The sequence below is a fragment of the Streptomyces catenulae genome, from assembly GCF_000718015.1.
GTDB classification, from domain to species: Bacteria; Actinomycetota; Actinomycetes; order Streptomycetales; family Streptomycetaceae; genus Streptomyces; species Streptomyces catenulae.
Genome location: NZ_JODY01000002.1, coordinates 86,510 through 105,900 on the forward strand (window position 1 = coordinate 86,510; position 19,391 = coordinate 105,900).

At 72.0% G+C, this 19,391-nt stretch carries 4 protein-coding genes (1 of these 4 cut by a window edge); 3 read left to right on the top strand and 1 reads right to left on the bottom strand.

What is annotated here, in order from left to right; all coding sequences use genetic code 11:
• The 3 genes from IF23_RS30845 to IF23_RS0102655 form a co-directional block, all read left to right on the top strand.
• On the top strand, positions 1–11,421 hold the 3' end of the coding sequence (locus IF23_RS30845) for a TcdA/TcdB catalytic glycosyltransferase domain-containing protein (protein ID WP_037677137.1). 23,775 nt of this gene lie to the left of the window's left edge; 11,421 of the gene's 35,196 nt are visible here — the last part of the coding sequence; its start codon lies off the left edge, out of view; the stop codon is at positions 11,419–11,421.
• Positions 11,422–11,692: 271 nt separating this feature from the next.
• Positions 11,693–12,124, top strand: a complete 432-nt coding sequence (locus IF23_RS31845; RefSeq protein ID WP_051739128.1) for a YbaB/EbfC family nucleoid-associated protein — start codon at positions 11,693–11,695, stop codon at positions 12,122–12,124.
• 60 nt (positions 12,125–12,184) lie between these two features.
• On the top strand, positions 12,185–16,273 hold the full coding sequence (locus IF23_RS0102655; protein WP_030279303.1) for a type VII secretion protein EccC: 4,089 nt from the start codon (positions 12,185–12,187) through the stop codon (positions 16,271–16,273).
• A 75-nt stretch (positions 16,274–16,348) separates the two neighbouring features.
• Here the strand turns inward: IF23_RS0102655 and IF23_RS0102660 are convergent, their stop codons facing one another.
• Positions 16,349–19,060, bottom strand: a complete 2,712-nt coding sequence (locus IF23_RS0102660; RefSeq protein WP_037677138.1) for a SpoIIE family protein phosphatase — start codon at positions 19,058–19,060, stop codon at positions 16,349–16,351.
• Positions 19,061–19,391 lie beyond the last annotated feature (331 nt).

A 19,391-nucleotide genomic window follows, 5' to 3' on the forward strand; every position in this document is an offset into this window, starting at 1 on the left:
CAGGGCAAGGAGGAGCAGAAGGAACCGGAGAAGAAGGAGGAAGCGGAGGAGGAGGAGGAGCCGAAGAAGGAGAAGCGGCCGGTTCCCGACGGTGCCCAGGAGGGGTACTCGGCGACCTACGAGCTGTCGAAGGACAAGCAGCGCGAGCCGGGGATCAACTTCCAGGAATCCGCGGACCGCATGGTGCACCTGTACCTGCTCACCCGGACCCGCGGGACGGCGCCGCCCGTCGCCGAACTGCAGCTCTTCGGCGATGTCTCCCAGCTGAAGGCCACCAAGGACGAGAAGCTCACGACCGAGACGCTCGCCACCGACCTCGTCGAGCAGTTCCGGAAGCTGCTGCGCGACGCGGCGAAGAAGGCCGTCCCGAAGGACGGCACGCCGCTGGACCTGGACGCGCTACAGGTCGAGGCGGTGAAGCCGTCCGAAGCCGAGGCCGAGGGCAAGGCCACGGCAGAGCCCTTCATCAAGATCACGCTCCGCCGCCCCGGTGCGGACGATTTCTACCTCGAAAACGACCTCCGGGTGGCGGCCCGGTCGGAAAGGACCGGGGAGTCTGTCCTGGTCAGGCTCGGTGACCTGATCAGCCGTCCGATGGCCCACGTCAAGAAGTCCGGCGATGCGTCCGGCTACCGCATCGGGCGGGTCTTCCACGGGAACGCCGAAGTCAACAACGACATCGAGAACAACACCCTTTTCGATCTGACGCAATCGCACTTCCTCCTCTTCCCCAAGGACTTCGCGGAAGAGGATCTGAACAAGTGCGATCTGGAGACTGCCAAGACGTTCAAGCGGGGCACCACTCCGTGGCAACAGTCACGTGATCTGTACTTCGCGATGACACACGGCGCGCCCGGCTTGGTCGAGGTGGTGATCGACAAGGGCGGTTCCGACGACTCGCACACGGTCACCGGCGAGGTCCTCGGCACGACGCTGAAGCACCGGAAGAGCCTCCGGGACATGCTGAAAGCGAAGAAGGCGCAGGAGGCGAAGCCGGAGACACAGCCCGAGGCAAAGCCGGAAGCGAAGCCCGAGGAAAAGCCCGAGGAGAAGCCGGAAACCAAGGCCGAAGAGAAGGTCTCGGCGAAGCCGCTGCCGCAGATCGTGCTGCTGGTCTGCCTCGCCGGCGCGAAGGACGAGAGCGGGGCGACCACCGGTCAGGAAGCGGCGGACAACGCCGGTCTGGAGGTCTGGGCGGCCACCACGTCGGTCTACGCCTGCGGCCCGGAGTCGGCGAAGGAAACCTTCCTCCCCCTCGGCCTGATGTACGACGAGGAGGCGGACAAGGAGGGCGAGTGGCAGCTCTTCCGCCCGACGTCGTGGAAGTACACCGCGCACCCCAAGTACGCGGAATACCAGCAGAGCTTCAGGAAGCTGATGAAGCTCCTCAAGAAGGGGACCGAAAAGGACTTCCTGGCCGCGAACGACCAGTGGAAGCAGCTGAAGGAGGAGATCTACGCCCTCTTCGACGGAGAGCGGAACCTCCCCATCGACCAGGACGCCAAGGGCATCTCCCCCGAGGCCACCCAGCCCGCCCTGCGGCGCACCCGTGAGCTGAGCCTCTGGGCCGCCATGCGGCTGGACCGGATGCACTCCCTGCTGAAGAAGCTGCCCGAGGAGGTCGCGACCAAGGAGACCGTGGCCCCCGCGTTCAACGATCTGCTGAAGGAAACAGGGGATCAGTACACGCGGGTCACGCACACGCTGGTCGACGAGTGGGACGCCCTGCTGGGCGACACCCTCACCGCCCCCATGTCCTCCACCGAGCTGGAGGTCCTCCCCGGGGAAGAGCCGCCCGCCGTCGCGGTACCCCTTCCCCCGGCCAGGTTCGAGGACATCGAGGTCACCGGCTCGTTCACCGAGCCCACCAACACCGACCTCACGCCTCCCCCCGGTTTCACGGACCCCTTCCCGGCAGCCCCGGCAGGCTTCACCGAAATCACCTCCACCGACCTCACGCCTCCCACCGGCTTCACCGACCCGTTCCCCGCACTCCCCACCGGCTTCACCGAAATCACCCCCGGCGACCTCACGCCCCCGACGGGCTTCACCCACCCCTTCCCCGCTCCTCCGACCGGCTTCACCGCCCCCTTCCCCGCAGCCCCCACCGGCTTCGCGGACCCCTTCCCCGCCCTTCCCACCGGCTTCACCACGGACTCCTTCACCACCGATTTCACGATGGACCCGGTGCCCGGCGGGGACACGTTCCCCGGATTCCCGATGGAGCCCGGCGCGCCCACGCAGTGGACCTTCGAGGTCACGGAGCCCCTCGACGAGGAGACGGACGGGGCCGTGCCGCGGCCCCCGGCCGGGCTGCGGCTGTTCAAGAGCGCGCTCCCCGCGCCGGACGCGCTGTCGTCGGCGAGCTCCTCCCAGGAGACACCGCCGATGGAGGTGCTGCCCCCGGACGGCGAGGAGACGGACACGGAGTCCACCGACGGGGAGTACACCGAGGACGAGACGACGGACGACGAGTCGGTGGGCTCGGTCCCCATGGAGGGCGTCGTCCAGACGATCAGCTGGGTCTCCGGTGCGGCCTTCCCGCTCGACGCCGAGCTGGACCCGCGGCCCACCGAGGAGGAGCTGAGCGCCAAGGATCTCTCCCGCGCCCGCGACGCGCTGGTGCAGCTGCGGACGTACGTCGCCACCTGGCAGCAGTCGCTGCAGCCGGAGGGTGACCGCACCGGGCACCCCTGGCTGACCGGCACCGGGCAGGAGCCGTACCGCCTCCGTAAGAAGGCGCTGGACACGTTCCTCGCCACCAATCTGCCGTTCTTCCCCGATCTGCTGGCGAACGGCCACGACAGCGCCGTGCGGCGTTTCATGGCCCGGTATGTGGAGCCGTGGACCAACGGTGAGCTGCTGGACGAGGTCACCGAGGAGTTCGAGCGCCTCACCGGCGCGCCCGCCCCCGTACCGGCGCCGATCGCCGGGCTCCTGACGGAGCTGTGGGAGCGCTCGTCCTTCAGCGACACGACGCTGGAGCAGGTCACGCACACCTGGCGCGAGCTGTGGACCACGTTCACGGCCGAGCAGGACCGTCCCGGGTTCAAGCTCCACGCCGAGGTGCGGCTCCACCGCTATCTGGAGCTGGCCGAGAGCACCGCCGGTCACCGGATCGTCCCGGTGGAGACGCTGGCCACGCTGCTGCTGATGAGTGGTCTGCCCCTCAACGGTGAGCAGGGTCCGCTCGTCCTCCCCGACCGCCTCCTGTGGGACTACTTCGGTGATCTGCTCGCCGACGAGAAGGCGCTCCAGGGGGTGCAACTGGCGAGCCGGGCCCGCTACTTCTTCGGCCGGTACCTCGGTGGACTGCTCTCCGCCGAGCAGCTGTTCGCCTTTGTCGTCGATGCGGCGTCCCAGCTGACCGGCCACACCGGTGACGCCCCCGAGGAGCTGACGGAGGAGAGGGCGCAGGAGGTGCAGCTGCTCTTCCGCGAGCTGCACCAGTTCTTCCAGGCGGACGTGGCCGTCCCGTACACCACGAACGTCCCGGGCGCGATGCTGCCCTCCCCGGAACCGCTGTTCGCCAAGGTCGCGACCGCGGACGGCGGGACCGTCGTGGACCTGGTCGAGGACCCGACGCTGCGGTTCCGCTACGCGGGCGGGTACGAGGAGCGGTACGCGCGGCTCGCGGAGATGTTCGGGACGACCGAGCAGATCCGCGCGGAGTTCCTCCGCAGCGCGCGCCCGCAGCTCGCCACGGACGCCTGGCGGGACGGCTGGCTGCTCGCCGACGATCCGATGGACCGGCTGCAAAACGGCTACCGCCCGACTCCGCAGGACCACGCCGCCTACCTCGATTTCCGGGCACACCTGGGCCCCACGCGCAACGAGAGCGCCGAACTGTGGGACCTCTTCCACCAGTTGGCCGCCGACGGGCAGGGCACCGCGTCCCCCGCCGCGGTCGCCGCGCTGTCCGCGGTGTACGCCCTGGTCAGCGGCGATCTGGCGGAGGTCTTCACCCGGAGTCTCGCCGAGCGGCAGCTGTCCGCGATGGCCACCGCCGCCGTCGTGGGCGCCGGTCTTGAGCAGCTCGACACGTACACCGGCCCGATGTGGCAGCGGCTGAATCTGACCGGTCTCCCCTACATGGTGGGGAGCGAGATGGATCTCGGTCTGACGGTCGCGGGGACCTCCCCGCACGGTGCGGGCAACGTCGAGATCGTCTACGCGTCCTTCACGGCGACCTCGACCGCGCAGCTGCGCGGGGGTGACCCGCGGTCGCCCGTGGTCTTCCCGCCCGGCGCCAAGGGCGTCGTCACCGCCGTCGAGTCGGCGCCGGATCTGACCATTCCGGCCACGGGCAACACCCCCGCCGTCCCCGGCTACCGGCTGCGTGTCGTGCCGATGGTCCGGGAGATCGGCGACCCGGTCCTGGTGCGGCCGCCCCGCAACATCCATCAGAAGCTGGGCGCCCTCAGCCCGACGTGGTTCCAGCAGTTCGAGGTCCGGCGCTTCGAGTTGGGCGACGGGACCGAGCTGCTCCGGCTGGCCGCCACCATCCACCTCGCCCCCGACTCCCGGCTGACCGCCGAGGACGTCAAGGCGATGGAGGAGATGGCGCTCGACGCGGTGCGCCGGAACGACAACGTGGGGCACCGCTTCCCCGACGGCGCGCTGGTGCAGTTCGTCCCGACGTTCACCACCGACGCGCCCCGCGCGCACCACAAGGTGTCCCTGCTGCCGGATGCGGGCCGGGCGAACAACGCCACCTGGTACCGGCGGATGCAGGACCAGACGGTCCGTCACGAGGTGGCCCACCTCTACGGTCCCCGCGACTGGTACCAGGAGAACCGGCCGCGTCCGGTGGACGAGGACGGCTCCCTCATGTCCACGACCTGGGTCGACGACCTGGGCGAAGTGCGGCTGAACTCCAACTACCCCGCCGCCGACATCAACCGGTTCGTACCGAATCTGCGCTTGCTGCGGCACGACCTGCTGATGCTGTATGTCTCCTACCGGCACTCCAAGCTGAAGCAGGAGGGGGCACCGCGGAGGTCCGGCCTGCCGCCGCTGATCACCGTGCCGCAGGAGGTCCGCGAGCGGGTCTTCTGGGGGAACGCCTCCCGGCCCGGGCGGATGGCGCCGCGTAACGGTGCCACGCACCGGGAGATCCCGCAGATCAGGGGCGTGCGGAACCCCAACGGCACCTACTGGGCGGTGTACCCGAGCCGGTCGCCGCGGTTCGGCCGCCCCGGGCCGTTGCAGAGCACCACGAGCGCCTGGCACCTCTCCGACGCGGGCGATCTCGCCACGTCGCTGCCGCGTGACGGCCGCGTCCTGATGTTCCCGCCGGAGATGACCGAGGACGAGGTGGTGACCGCCGCCGAACAGGCGCTGCTGGACTGGCTGCAGCGGAACGGCGGCTGGCCCGAGGGCGTCGGACGGGTCACCTTCGACGGCGTCTACCAGGGCCTGCGCATCAAGGGCACGGCGGACGCCAAGGGCACGATCCTCGACTTCGCCCCGCACGAGTGGCAGGTCGCCCCCGAGGACCGCAGCTCGAACCCGAGCCCGCTCCAGCCGCCGCTGTCCCGCCCCCATATGAGGCCGTTCCAGACGGGCAGGATCCCCCGCATCACCCGGATGACGGAACGCTTCGTGCTCGACGGCGACCGGGCCCGGCGCGTGGGCGGTCACCACCACTACAACGTGCGGACCACGTTCGGGACGGCCCCGGCGGATGTGCAGAACCTCCGGGGTACGACCTACCGGATGGTGCCGGGACCGGCCGCCGTACACCCCAACGGTGTGCGGGCGGCGCAGGTGTGGCTGCTCGACAACAAGATCGGGCGGTTCACGCACGAGGCCAACCACAACACCAGTCTCTGGCGCCCCGTCGTCGACGGCACGCGGGGCACCCATCTGCTCTTCCCCGCGGATTGGTCGGCGCGCCAGGTCTGGAACTCCATCGCGGAGGCGCACGAGGACGCGCTGAACACCGGGCGGTTCACCCTGCCCGGCGTGGACGACGCCCGGGTCCAGGCCGGTTACGTCTGGATGGGCGAGAGCAACGGCGTCCGTATCGAGGGGTACGTCCTCCAGGGGCGGCACGTGTGGGTCCGGCCCTCCGCATTCCAGCCGCTGCCGCACTGGCGGCACCGGGACTCCGTCACCGTCGTGGCGTCCACGGCTCCGCACCCGGTCCAGGTGGTCCTCCCGGGCCAGGCGCCGATGCCCTTCACGCTGACGTACCACGTGCTGGGCGGCAACGACCTCGGCGTGCGGCTGGTGCGCAAGGTCAATGTGCCGCCCACGACCACCGCCGAGGAGAAGCGGCGGCTGGATGCGATGAAGGAGGCGGTGCAGCGCGAGATCGATCTGCACCACAACTCCCTCAGGCGGGCGAGCGGCAGCCCGGTGGTCCGCTTCGAGCTGTCCTTCGAGGAGAACGCCGGTCTGACGGCGGCGGACTTCCTCGACCGGGCCGACCGGATCGGGCACGCGGTGCTGGCGCCGAGCTGGCTGGGCTTCGTCCCGCGGGTGGAGATCGTCGATCCGGTGGCCCGCCTGGCGAGGGGCGCGTTCCCGATGCCGCACCCGAAGACCGCCCCCGACGCGTGGCACGTCAAGCTGTCCCCCGAGGATGCGGCGCTCGTCGGCCAGCACCCGGAGGTGGCGGAGGGGTACCGGCGGCGGGCCCAGCAGCTCGTGCTGGACGCGTTCGTCGCCCGCTCCCCCGGTTCCGTGTTCCATATGGCGTTCCAGCCGCTGCTGGATGCCTACCCGCCCCATGAGGTGGCGCCGTACGCCACCGGGCAGAGCACCGTGGAGGAGTTGCTCGCCCAGCGGCACACGCGCTTCGCCGCCGGTGCGGGGAGCCGGGTGGACAATCTGCCGCCCGGCGTCACGGACGGGTATGTGCGGCTGCTCGCCTTCCGCACCGTCCGGCAGGCCCAGCTGCTGGGCCCGCTGCTCACCGGCTTCGCCACCTTCATTCCCGGCCATCCGGATCTGCTCCTCCAGATCCGGGCCGACCGGGTCGGCGTCATCCACGACTACCGGCTGGTGCCGAAGGCGGAGAGCAACAGCCCCTGGCCGCAGGCACAGACCGGCGCGCAGCCACCCGTAGCGGCGCCCGCCCCGCAGGCACCGGCCCAGGCACCGGTCCAGGCACCGGTACAAGCACCGGTCGAGCAGACGCCGGACGAGCAGACCGACACCGACAGCGACACCGTCATGTCCGTGGACGACGTGGACACCGACGACCTGATGGAGGAGGACGACTTCCCGGAGGACGACCTCCAGGAGAGCGCGGCGCAGCCGTCTCCGCTCGCCTCCCCGGCGGTCGTCGTCCCCAACTCGGCACAGGAGGACGTCGAGACCCTCACCGAGCAGCTCCGTGACCAGCACCTCACGGAGAAGCAGGACGAGCAGGAGAAGGAGGAGGAGAAGAAGGAGAAGGACCCGAAGGGCGCCGAGGAGGAGAAGGAAGAGAAGGAGGAGAGCGCCGGGGCGGAGCCGGACGAGGAGGCGTACCGGCTGTCGTTCGCGATCGATGACAAGGACGCGAAGCTGCTGCTCTTCCAGACCATCGTGACCCGGGCGATCCAGCTGTCGCTGAACAGCGTGCACGAGGGGACGCCGCTCCCCGAGATCGAGGTGCGGACGTTCGTCAGCGACCGCGATCCGGTGCTGGGCTCCAAGGGCAAGCCGACCCCGGTCGACAAGCTCGCCCAGCGGGCCAAGCGGTCGCTCCAGCAGGTGTGGAAGGAACAGCTCGCCTCCCTCGACCCCGACGGGCTGCTCGCGAAGGCTGTCGTCCCGGTCACCACGCCGACCCCGGAGAACGGCGCCGAGCGGGCCGAGGCCAACGGCGCGCCGTTCACCGAGTTCCGCATCCGGACGAACCGGACGACCGACCGGTTCCAGGAGCCGGACTTCACGATCCGGAGCATCACGACCCAGTCGGGCCGGACCGCGTCCCTGCGCCTCGGCGACCTGCACCACCACCGCATCCTGAACGCGGAGGGCGAGCGCGCCGGACGGGCCTTCTTCTCGGAGTCGGAGGCCCACACCCGGATCAAGTCGTTCACCCACCTCGACCTGGCGAAGGAGACCTTCGCGCACTACACCTCCCGGCGGGTGAGGACGGCGGACGGGGCCACCAAGACCCAGTTCGTCATCTCCGGGTACGAGAAGGTGCCGTGGGATCCCTCCCGGCCCCTCTACGTCGCGTTGACGCACGGCTCGCCCGGCTCCGTCGAGCTGACGGTGACGGCGGACGGCAGGACGTCGACACACGCGGTGGACGCCGAGGCGCTGAGCGATCTGCTCAAGCGCCGCGGGAGCTTCACCGGCATGCAGGAGCGCCACGGCAGGAAGGCGCAGCTCATCCTGTTGATGTGCCACGCCGGAGCCACCGACGCCGAGGGCCGGAGCGTGGCGCAGGAGGTGGCCGACCGGCTCGGCATCGAGGTGTGGGCGGCCACCACCGCCACCGTCTCGGTGCATACCTGGGTCCCCTCCCTGACGGAGAGTCACACCTTCGGTCTGGAGGCGGACGAGAAGACGGGCGAGCCCGGCGAGTGGCTGCTGTTCCGGCCCGCCTCCTGGGGCGACGCCACCGGGATCACCGCCTATGAACTGAACGCGCCGGACGACGTCTTCACCACCGTCGACACCCCGGACGACCTTCTCGCCCCGCCCGGCTTCGACCTGCTGAGCAACAGCGCCTCCCCGGCCTTCCGGTCCTCGGTCCGGCGCTCCGCGCCCTCCGCCGTCATGGACCTGGACGACATCGAGGAGACGCCGACCCCGGCGCCCCCGGTGCCGCAGCCGGTCGTCGGCGGTCCCAGCGAGCTGCGGGAGACGTACACGCTGCGCTCCACCGACACGCAGCCGCTGACCGAGTCGCAGATGCAGCACGTGCTCTTCCAGATCGCGGAGCGGCTGATCGCTCTGGAGGTGAGCACCCGGCGGCGGGGCACGGCCCGGCCGCGCGTCGAGGTGTCCGTCTTCGGTAACACCGGTCTGCTGGCGGTGGACGGCCCGGACACGGCGCTCACCGGCCGGACGCTGGCGTCACAGATCAGCGAGCACCTGTGGGACGAACTGCACACCCTCATCGGCGATCAGGCCGACGAGTTCTCGATCACGCAGGTGAAGCCGTCCCCGACGGAGGGCACGTTCACCGTCGACATCTCCCTCCATCTGCCCGGCGTGACCGACGCGTTCCTCGACGAGGACCGTGAACTGCCGCTGGTGACGTCGACCCCGTTCCAGTACGCCGTGATCCGGCCGCGCGACCTCCAGCACCAGCGGATCGTCGTCAAGCAGATCGGCGATGTCGAGTTCCTCGCAGGCCGGGCGTTCCACGCGTACGACGAGTACGTCGACAGCTCCTGGGACATCACCGAGGTCGACGTCAGCAATGTCCGCTTCCCGCATGTCGTCCGCACCAACGACGAGGGCACGCACCACCGGATGATCGGCTGGGGCACGGCGGGTTGGGACCCGCGGCGCCCCACCTATCTGGCGATGACGCACGCCGAGCCCGGCGCGCTGGAGCTGGTCGTGTCGGACGGCCGCGGGTCGCAGGTCCACGACGTTCCGGGGAAGTCGTTCGCCCGTGTGATCACCAAGCGCGGCAGCTACCAGCGGCTCAAGGAGCTGGGCCGTCCGCAGGTCATCCTCCTCGCCTGCCAGGCCGGTGCCGACGCGCAGGAGTACGGCGTCAACGCGGCCCAGGAGGTCGCGGACGAGCTGGGCGTGGAGGTGTGGGCGAGCGACGCCACCGTCGTGTCGATGGCGGCGCGGAACGGCTGGCAGGGCAGCGCCTTCGCCCTGGAGGTCGACGATGGTCGGCGCGGCGAGTGGAAGCTCTTCGTCCCGCGGTCCTGGACCAAGGAGTCGCACCCCGGGTACGAGCGGCACGAGCAGGATCTCGCGATGATGGCGGGCCTGTTCGACGGCGAGTCGGGGGTCGAGGATCCGCTGGACGACTGGGAGGTGGCCGTCACCGTCTGGGAGGAGATGCAGCCGCGGCTGCGCCGTCACCTCTTCGACGCCCCGCACCACTCCGCGCTGCTCCCGACGGACACCGCGGAGCTGGCCGCCGCGCACCCGTCCGCGCAGCCCGTCCTGCGGCGGACCCGGGATCTCGGGGTCTGGTTCCGGGACCGGCTGGGCGCGCTGCACGAACTGCTCGACGGTGTGCTGGAGGACTTCGAGGACCACCGACGCCCCGGCGCGCCGCTGGACACCGCCCTCGCGGCCCGGCTGACCGCGATGCGCGAGGGCGTGGTCGAGCTGCGAAAGGCCCTCGACGGCGAGCGGATCCCGCTGTGGGACTTCCTGCTGCACGAGGACAACGCCGCCCGCGCGCCGCAGCAGGAGGCGCCGCGCCGGGACGGGCTCCGCCCCCCGGCGAGTCCGGAGCCGGAGTCGGCGTCGGACCACGACGACGCCATGGAGGTCGACGAGGAGAGCGAGGGGAGCGAGTACACCGGCACCGGGGAGAGCGGGAGCGAGGAGAGCGAGGACACCTCCTCGGTCGATGACGCCGCCTCGCAGGGGTCGGCGTCGATGGACCTCGACGAGGAGCCCGTGGACCCGGTGCCGCCCCGCCGCCGGGAAGCCGCGCCGTCCGGTACGGCGAAGGAGAAGACCGCGCCGCCGGTCGTCTCCGGACCGCGCGTCCCGGACGTCCGTAAGGGCACGACGAACCCGGTAGCCAGCCGGGCGAAGCAGCGGACGGGCGCCCTCCCCTTCGCCAACCTCGACGCGAAGCCGCTGGCCAACCTCGATGCCACGCCGGTCGCCAAGTCCGCGCCGCCGCAGCCGACGACGGTGCCCGTGACCGCGCCGCAGGTGACCGCGGCGCAGCCGCCGACGGAGCAGGTCACCGAGGCGCCGGTGCCGCAGCCGGTCACGGTCCCGGTGCCCGGCAAGAGCGGGCAGGCGCCGAAGGTGCCGCTGGTCGAGGACCGGAACCTGGTCCGCGGGCGGCTCCAGGCGACGCGGTGGGATCAGACACTGGCGAGTACGGTCGGCGCGGCCGTCGGTCAGATCCGCTACGGGCTCGGGCAGTTGGACATCGCCCAGCTCACCCCCGGCAGCCCGGTCACGGAGCTGGCGACCGGCGGGCGCGGCGGTCAGCCGCCTCGGGTGCTGCACCTGAGCACGGCGATGTGGGACGACGGGACGTCCGGCGAGGTGGCGCAGATCGTGGCGGCGCTGCTGCGGCGGGCCGCCCGGATCGCGCACGGCGACGGCATCGACCCGGGCGCCGATCTCGTCCTCGTCCAGACCAACGCGCCGGTGCTGACGCCCGAACTGCTCGGTGTGTACGGCTTCGAGGAGCTGGCGGGCGGCGGCGGTCTGTGGCACACCTCGGCCGGTGCGCTGATCGCGGTAGTGCAGCAGCAGGGCGGTTCGGAGGGGCTGGTCGTCGACAACTGCGAGACGCCCCGGTAGCCGGGGTCCGCGGTACGGGGTGGCCGGGCCCCGTACCGCGGCCCGTCTTGCGGCCATCCGCCGTTCACCGGCCCGTCCCGGTCAGGAGGTCCCCGAACAGGGATCTGGGCAGGTGCGGGGCGGGGCGGGAGGATGTGCGTGGACCGATGCCGTTCCCCGCGCGCGACGCCCGGCGGCCACCTGTCGCCCGGTGGCGCCCGAAAGGGCCGCCGTCTTCCGTCGTGCACCGGCATCTCCGCGCCGATTTCAGCCCGCACGAGGAGCTCCGCCCATGTCCGACCGCCCATCGTTCGACCTCGCGGCCCTCACGGAGCGGATGCGAAACCTTCAGGGCAGCCTCGCCGGAATGAACGACGCCGTCGGCTCGGCCGAGGCGACCGGCCACGCCGGTGGCGGTCTGGTGACCGCGAAGGTCAACGGCGAGGGCCGGGTGACGTCGCTGCGGATGGATCCGTCGGTCATCGACCCGGACGATCCGCAGACGCTGGAGGACCTGATCATCGGCGCGATCGACGCGGCGCAGTCGACGCTCAGGGCGGCCCGCGCCGAGCAGGTCGAGGAGTTCACCCAGGGGCTCACCGGTCTCGCCGCGGGACTGCGTGAGCAGACCGCGCGCCGCCCGAAGTCCCCGCCGGTGAACCCGTTCGCCGGTCTCACCGACGGTGCCGCCCAGCCGCCCCAGGGCGGTCCCGCACCCCGCTGACCCGGTCAGCCGGGCCCACGCCCCCCTCTGCCGCCCCACCTCCCTGCACAGAGAGCCCTGATGTCGCGGATCGTCTTCCACCGCCCCGCCCGGGTCGCCCCGCCCCAACTCCCGACCGACCCGGTGGTGGTGGCCGCGCCACCACAGCCGATCGCCAAGGACTCCGGCGCCAACTGGCTGATGCTGCTGATGCCGCTGCTGTCCAGCATCAGCATGGCCGCGTACATGATCGTCGCGGGCAAGAAGATGCTGATCCTCCTCGGCATCTCCTTCGTCCTCCTCTCCATCGGTCTCACCGTCGGCGTCCGGATGCAGATGCGCGGCAACCAGCGCAAGCAGCGGCTGAGCGCCCGTGACCGCTATCTGGAGCACCTCGTCGAGATCCGGAAGACGGCCCGTCAGGTCGCCTCCGACCAGCGCACCGTCGCCGCCTGGCAGCACCCCTCGCCGCACCGCCTGTGGGCCATCGCCCGGCGGCGCCGCCGGGTGTGGGAGCGCCGCCCCACCGACCCGGACTTCCTCCAGATCCGCATCGGCACCGGCCGGGCGGCGCTCTCCACGCCGGTGCGGCTGGCGACCCGTAACGACCCGACGGTCGAGTACGACGCCCGGGCCAAGGCCGCCGCGGACCGGCTCATCGAGAACACCGCGAGCGTCGGCCACCAGCCGGCCACCGTCGACCTCGACCAGTCCGGCGTCATCAGCGTGGTGGGCCCGGCCGGGCGCGCCCGCGGGGTGGCCCGGGCGCTGCTGAGTCAGGTCGCGGTGTTGCACGCGCCCGACGACGTCTGTCTGACGGTCGTCACCGGCGGCTCCGAGGACGCGCAGTGGGAGTGGGCGAAGTGGCTGCCGCACACCCACGAGGAGGACGCGACGGGTGAGGCGGGCGTGGTCCCGCTGGTCGCGGAGGACTTCGACGGTGTCGCCGACCATCTCGCCGCCTGGCTGAACGCCGCGCACGAGCAGGCCGCCGCCGCCCGCCGCACCTTCACCTCCGGCCGGGAGGCCGCCGCCGGTCGCCGCCGTCTCGTCGTCCTCCTCGACGGCTACGACCCGCGCAGCGCGTGGGCCCGCTCCGCCATCGCCACCCAGCTGCTGGCGGACGCCGGTCCCGGCACCGGCGTCACCGTCGTGTGTGTGGTCGGCCGCGAGGCGGACGAGCCGACCCGTGCCGATGTCCGCGTCCATGTCGACGAGGACGGCCGGTTGCTCATCGAGAACCGCCGCGGCGACGCCCGGGGCGCCGCCCCCGTCGACGGCGCCGTCGCGGACGAGCCGAGCCCGGTGCTCTGTGCGGCGACCGCCCGTGCGCTGGCGCCGCTGCGGCTGTCCGCGGAGGGTGAGGAGATCCTCGCCCAGACCATGTCGCTGCCGAATCTGCTGGGCGTCCCGGACCTCGACTCGTTCGATCCGGAGGACCTGTGGATCGAGCCGGACTCGGAGGATGTGCTGCGCTTCCCGGTCGGCTTCGACGGCGAGGGGCGGCCGCTCGCCCTGGACCTCAAGGAGGCCGCCCAGGGCGGTATGGGCCCGCACGGGCTGGTCGTCGGTGCCACCGGTTCCGGCAAGAGTGAGCTGCTGCGGACCCTGGTCGGCGGGCTGACGGCGATCCACTCGCCGGACATCCTCAGCTTCGTCCTCGTCGACTTCAAGGGCGGTGCGACCTTCGCGGGCGTCACCGAACTCCCGCACGTGGCCGGTCTGATCACCAACCTGGTGGACGATCTGGCCCTGGTCGACCGGGTCCGTGACGCCCTCCAGGGTGAGCAGCAACGGCGGCAGAAGCTGCTGCGGGACGCCGGGAACCTCGACAACGTCCGCGAGTACCAGCTGCGCCGGGCCGCCGGGCAGACCGGTCCGGACGGGCAGCCGCTGGAGCCGCTGCCGTATCTCCTGGTCATCGTCGACGAGTTCGGTGAGCTGCTCTCCAGCCGTCCCGACTTCATCGATCTGTTCGTGCAGATCGGCCGCGTCGGCCGAAGCCTCGGTATCCACCTCCTGCTCGCCACCCAGCGGCTGGAGGAGGGCAAGCTGCGCGGTCTGGAGTCCAACCTCTCGTACCGGATCTGTCTGCGGACGTTCTCCGCGGCCGAGTCGCGCGCCGTCATCGGCACCCCGGACGCCTACCAGCTGCCGCCCATCCCCGGCTCCGCGTACCTCAAGGTCGCCGATGCGGTGTACGAGCGGTTCCGGGTCGCCCATGTCTCCGGGCCGCACGAGAGCGCCGAGGACAAGAACGCCGACGAGGGTCCGGTGGCCGCGGCGCCGGTCCCGTTCGGGCTGCGGCACGCGCCCGACCCGGACGCGGAACCGGCGCCCGAGCCCGAGCAGCGCCCCCGGCCGCTGCTGACCGGTCCCACCGAGATGCAGGTGCTGGTCGAGCGGCTGCTCCGGTCCGGTCAGGCCGTGCACCAGGTGTGGCTGCCGCCGCTGCCGCGGGCGCTGCCGCTGGACGCGCTCACCGGCCCGCTCGCCGCGTCGCCGGACGGCCCGGGGCTGCGCGCCCAGTGGTGGCCGGAGCACGGCACGCTGAAGGTGCCCGTCGGTGTCGCGGACATCCCGGTGATGCAGCAACAGCACCCGGTCGTCCCGGACTTCGCCCACGAGTACGGGCATCTCGCCCTCATCGGCGCGCCGCAGTCCGGCAAGAGCATGTTCCTGCGCACCCTCATGCTCTCCGCGATGGCGACCCACTCCCCCGACGAGATCCAGTTCCTCTGCGTCGACTTCGGCGGCGGGGCGCTCCAGCCGTTCGACCGGGCGCCGCACGTCAGCGGCGTGGTGGGGCGGCACGACCTGGAGCGGGTGCAGCGTGCGCTGGCCGAGGTGGTCCAGCTGGTGACCGAGCGGGAGCAGCTCTTCCGGGAGCTGGGCATCGACTCCGCCGAGGAGTTCCGGCGCCGCCGGGCGGCCGGGAAGCTGCCCGACGGTGTCCGCAGCGCCGACATCTTCCTGCTCCTCGACAACTGGGCCGGACTCCGCGGTGAGCTGCTCGACAAGATCGACATCGACGCCACCGTCCTGGACATCGCGGCGCGCGGTCTGGGCGTCGGCATCCACCTGGTGCTGACCGCCAACCGCTGGGCGGATCTGCGGCTGGCGCTGCGCGACAGCATCGCCGCGCGGCTGGAGCTGCGGCTCAACGACCCCGCCGAGTCGGAGATCGACCGCCGTGCGGCGCGCCGCTTCGCCTCCTCGACGGCCCCGGGCCGCGGTCTGGCCCCCGGTGGGGTGCAGTTCCAGGTGGCGCTGCCGCGGCTGGACGGGATGGACACCCTCGACGGGCTGGCCGAGGCGCAACAGGACGCCCTCACCAAGATCGCCGACTCCTGGCCGACGGCCGCGGCGCCGCCGATCCGGATGCTGCCGGAGCGGATCGACCGCACCGAACTGGCGGCGCTGCCCGCCGCGTCCGACCGTCCGTCGGCGGGTGTGCCGATCGGTGTGGCCGAGCAGGATCTGCTCCCGGTCCACCTGGAGCTGACCGACGCGGACCCGCACTTCCTGGTGTTCGGCGACTCCGGCTCCGGCAAGTCGGCGTTCCTGCGCAGCTGGCTGACGGGGATGGCCGAGCGGTACTCCGCGTGGGAGGCCCGTTTCATCGTCGTCGACTACCGGCGTTCGCTGCTCGGCATCGTCCCCGAGGAGCACCTCGGTGCGTACGCGGGCGACGCCACCGCCGCCGCGTTCTACGCGGAGCAGGTCGCCGAGAAGCTCGCCGAGCGGATGCCCCCGGCCGACGTCACCCACCAGCAGCTGCGCGACCGCGACTGGTGGGAGGGGCCGGAGCTGTATGTCGTCGTGGACGACTACGACCTGGTCGCCAACGGGCGGCAGTCGCCGCTGGCGCCGCTGGTGGACTATCTGCCGCAAGCCCGTGAGCTGGGCTTCCATCTGGTGACGGCGCGCCGGGTGTCGGGTTTCGCGCGGACCGCGATGACCGATCCGATGCTGACCCGGGCGCGGGAGCTGGGCGCCTCCGGGCTGGTGCTGTCCGGCGAGCCGAAGGAGGGCGTGGTGCTGGGCGGCGAGCGTGCCGAGCCGCGGGTGCCGGGCCGTGGTGTGCTGGTGCAGCGCCGCGCGCCGCGGACGGTGGTGCAACTGGCGCTCACCGAGGCGGACGCCACCGATCAGGGCGACGGCTACTGACCGCCGCACCGCGCTGAATCCCGTACGTCCGTGGGGCCCGGTCCGTCCGGGCCCCACCGGCGTGTACGGGCCGGGTCATTCGAGGTCGTCCCACTGGTCGAGCAGGTCCTCGTCGCTCAGCTCCTCGGTGGGCATCGCGGGCGGCTCCAGGGACTGTTCGGTCCACACCACCTTGCCGCGGTCGGGGTAGCGGGTCCCCCAGCGTTCGGCGAACTGCGAGACCAGGTAGAGCCCGCGACCGCCCTCGTCGGTCATCGCGGCGCGCCGCAGATGCGGGGCGGTGGGGCTGCCGTCGGAGACCTCGCAGATCAGGCTGCGGGCCCGCAGCAGCCGTACGCGGACCGGGCCGGTGGCGTAGCGGATGGCGTTGGTGACGAGTTCGCTGAGGATGAGTTCGGTGGCGAAGCCCAGGTCGGCCAGGCCCCAGGAGCCGAGCCGCCCGGCGACCTCCGCGCGGACCGGGGCGACGGCCGACGGGTCGCTCGGGACGGCCCATTCGGCGACGTGGTCGGAGTCGAGGCGGCGGGTGGCGGCGACGAGCAGCGTGATGTCGTCGCGGGACCGCGGTCCGACCATGGCGTCGATGACCGCCTGGCAGGTCTCCTCCGGTCCGGCGTCGGGCAGCCCGGCGAGGACGTCGCGGAGCGCGGCCAGACCGACGTCGACGTCGCGGTGGTACTCACGGATCAGCCCCTTGGTGAAGAGCACCAGCCGACTGCCCTCGGGCAGCTCCAGCGTCGCGGTCTCGAAGGGTTCGCCGCCCAGACCGAGCGGCGGCGAGACGGGGATGTCGGGGAAGCTGACGGTGCCGTCGGGCAGCACCAGCGCCGGGGTGGGGAGCCCGTTGGACGCGAAGGTGCAGCGTCCGGCGGCGGGGTCGTAGACCGCGTAGAGACAGGCGGCGCCGGAGACCTGGGCGGAGCCGGTGGCGCCGCTGTCGTCGATCCGGCCGACCAGTTCGTCGAGGTAGCCGAGGAGTTCGTCGGGCGGCAGGTCCAGCGCGGAGAAGTTGTGCACGGCGGTACGCAGCCGGCCCATGGTGGCGACGGCGTGCAGCCCGTGGCCGACGACGTCCCCGACGACCAGCGCGACGCGGGCGCCGGGCAGCGGGATGACGTCGAACCAGTCGCCGCCCACCCCCGCCTCCTCGGCCGGAAGGTAGCGGTAGGCGGCGTCCACGGCGTCCTGGTCGGGGAGCCCGCCGGGCAGCAGGCTGCGCTGGAGGGTGACGGCGGTGGTGTGTTCGCGGGTGTAGCGGCGGGCGTTGTCGATACAGACCGCGGTCCGCCCGACCAGTTCCTCGGCGAGCGCCAGATCGTCCTCGTCGAACGGTCCGGACGCCTCGGTGCGCCAGAACTCCGCCAGCCCCAGCACCCGTCCGCGGGCCCGGACCGGCACGCTGATCAGCGAGACGAGACCGAGGGCGTGGATCCGCTCGGCCCGCCCGGCGTCCGCGGGCCCGACGCTCCCGTCCGCGGCGGCACCGGCCCGCTCCGGCCCCCCGGTCAGCTCCGGCGCCTCGGACAGATCGGCGACGAGGACCGGCTCCCCCTCGGCGAGCGCCCGGGCGTGGGCGGCGGGCCGCACCGCGGTGACCGGCTCGCCGACGGGGAAGATCGCGCTGCCGCCGTCCGGCCCGGTGCCCTGGGTGACCGTGGTGACGGCCGTACGGCGCAGCGGCTTGCCGGAGTCGTCCGGTTCGTCGCCGCGCAGCACGGGGTCGGAGAGGTCGATGGTGGCGACGTCGGCGAAGCGCGGCACGGCGACATCGGTCATCTCACCGGCGGTGCGCCGCACGTCGAGGGTGCTGCCGACCCGGGCTCCGGCGTCGTGCAGCAGCCGCAGCCGCTCCCGCGCGGCCTCGGCGCGGCCGGTGACCGCCTGGAGTTCGGTGGTGTCGCGGAGCGTCGCGACGCTGCTCGCCACGCCGCGCGGGCTGTCGGTGAGGCGGACGTTGATGACCAGCAGCCGGTCGCCCGAGGGCCGGACGGCGTCCGACACGGCGCGCCGCTCGGTGAGCAGCGCGGCGACGGACGGTTCCAGGTCCAGTTCGGCCACCAGCCGCCCCTCGGCGTCCGGTGCCAGGTCCAGCAGCCGCCGCGCCTCGTCGTTGGTGAGCAGCAGCCGCCCCTCCGCGTCCACGATCAGCACGCCCTCGCGGACGGCGTGCAGCACCGCGTCGTGGTGTTCGTACATCCGCGTCATCTCGGCGGGCCCCAGGCCGTGGGTCTGGCGGCGCAGGCGGCGGGCGGCGAGGACGGTCCCGGCGGCGGAGAGCACCAGGACGCCCGCGGCGCTCCCGAGGAGGGCGGGGAGTTCCCCGGCGGTGGTGTTCTGCGCCCGTTTGACGGTGACTCCGGCCACGGCGAGCCCGGCGATCGAGCCGTTGCCGCGCTCGACGGGGACGACGGAGGTGACGGTGATGCCGCGGATCCCGGGGATGGTGCGGGTGAAGGCGCCCTCGGTGAGGGCCGCCCGGTAACTCCGGTCGGCCTCCTTCCCGATGAGCGACGGATCGGGGTCGGTGTAGCGGATGCCGTCGGGGTTGAGGAGGACGACGAAGTCGACGTCGGCGGCTCTGCGGACCGCCTCGGCGCGCGGCTGCAGCTCCGCGGTGGGGTTCTTGCCGTCCAGCGCCTGTGCGGTGCCGGGGGCGTGGGCGAACGACTCGACGACGGCGCGGGTGCGGTGCTGGGCGTCGCGGGTGCTGGCGTTGCGCGACTGGAGCACCAGCGCCAGCGCGGCGATGGCCACGAGGACGACCACCAGCACCAGTTGCACCAGCATCAGCTGTCCCGCGAGGCTCCGCGCGTTCCAAGGGAAGCGCAGGGCCCGCGGTGCTGCGGAGCCCGGTGCCCGGTGCCCGTTCTTGCGCATGCGCTACCCGTCACCCGCCGGATCGCCACACACGCCTCGGTCGGAGACCGGCCCGGCCCGGTGGCTGAGGAACTGGAAGCATATCGACGCAAATATACCAATTTATCACCACAGCCGTACGGCAACCGCGGCACCCATCACCCGTTCCGCCGCATCCCCCTACTCCACTCGGGCCCCACGCCAACCACCCGCCCCATCGCGGCCGTTACCGCAATTTTTTCAGCCATTCGGGAGGTTTAGG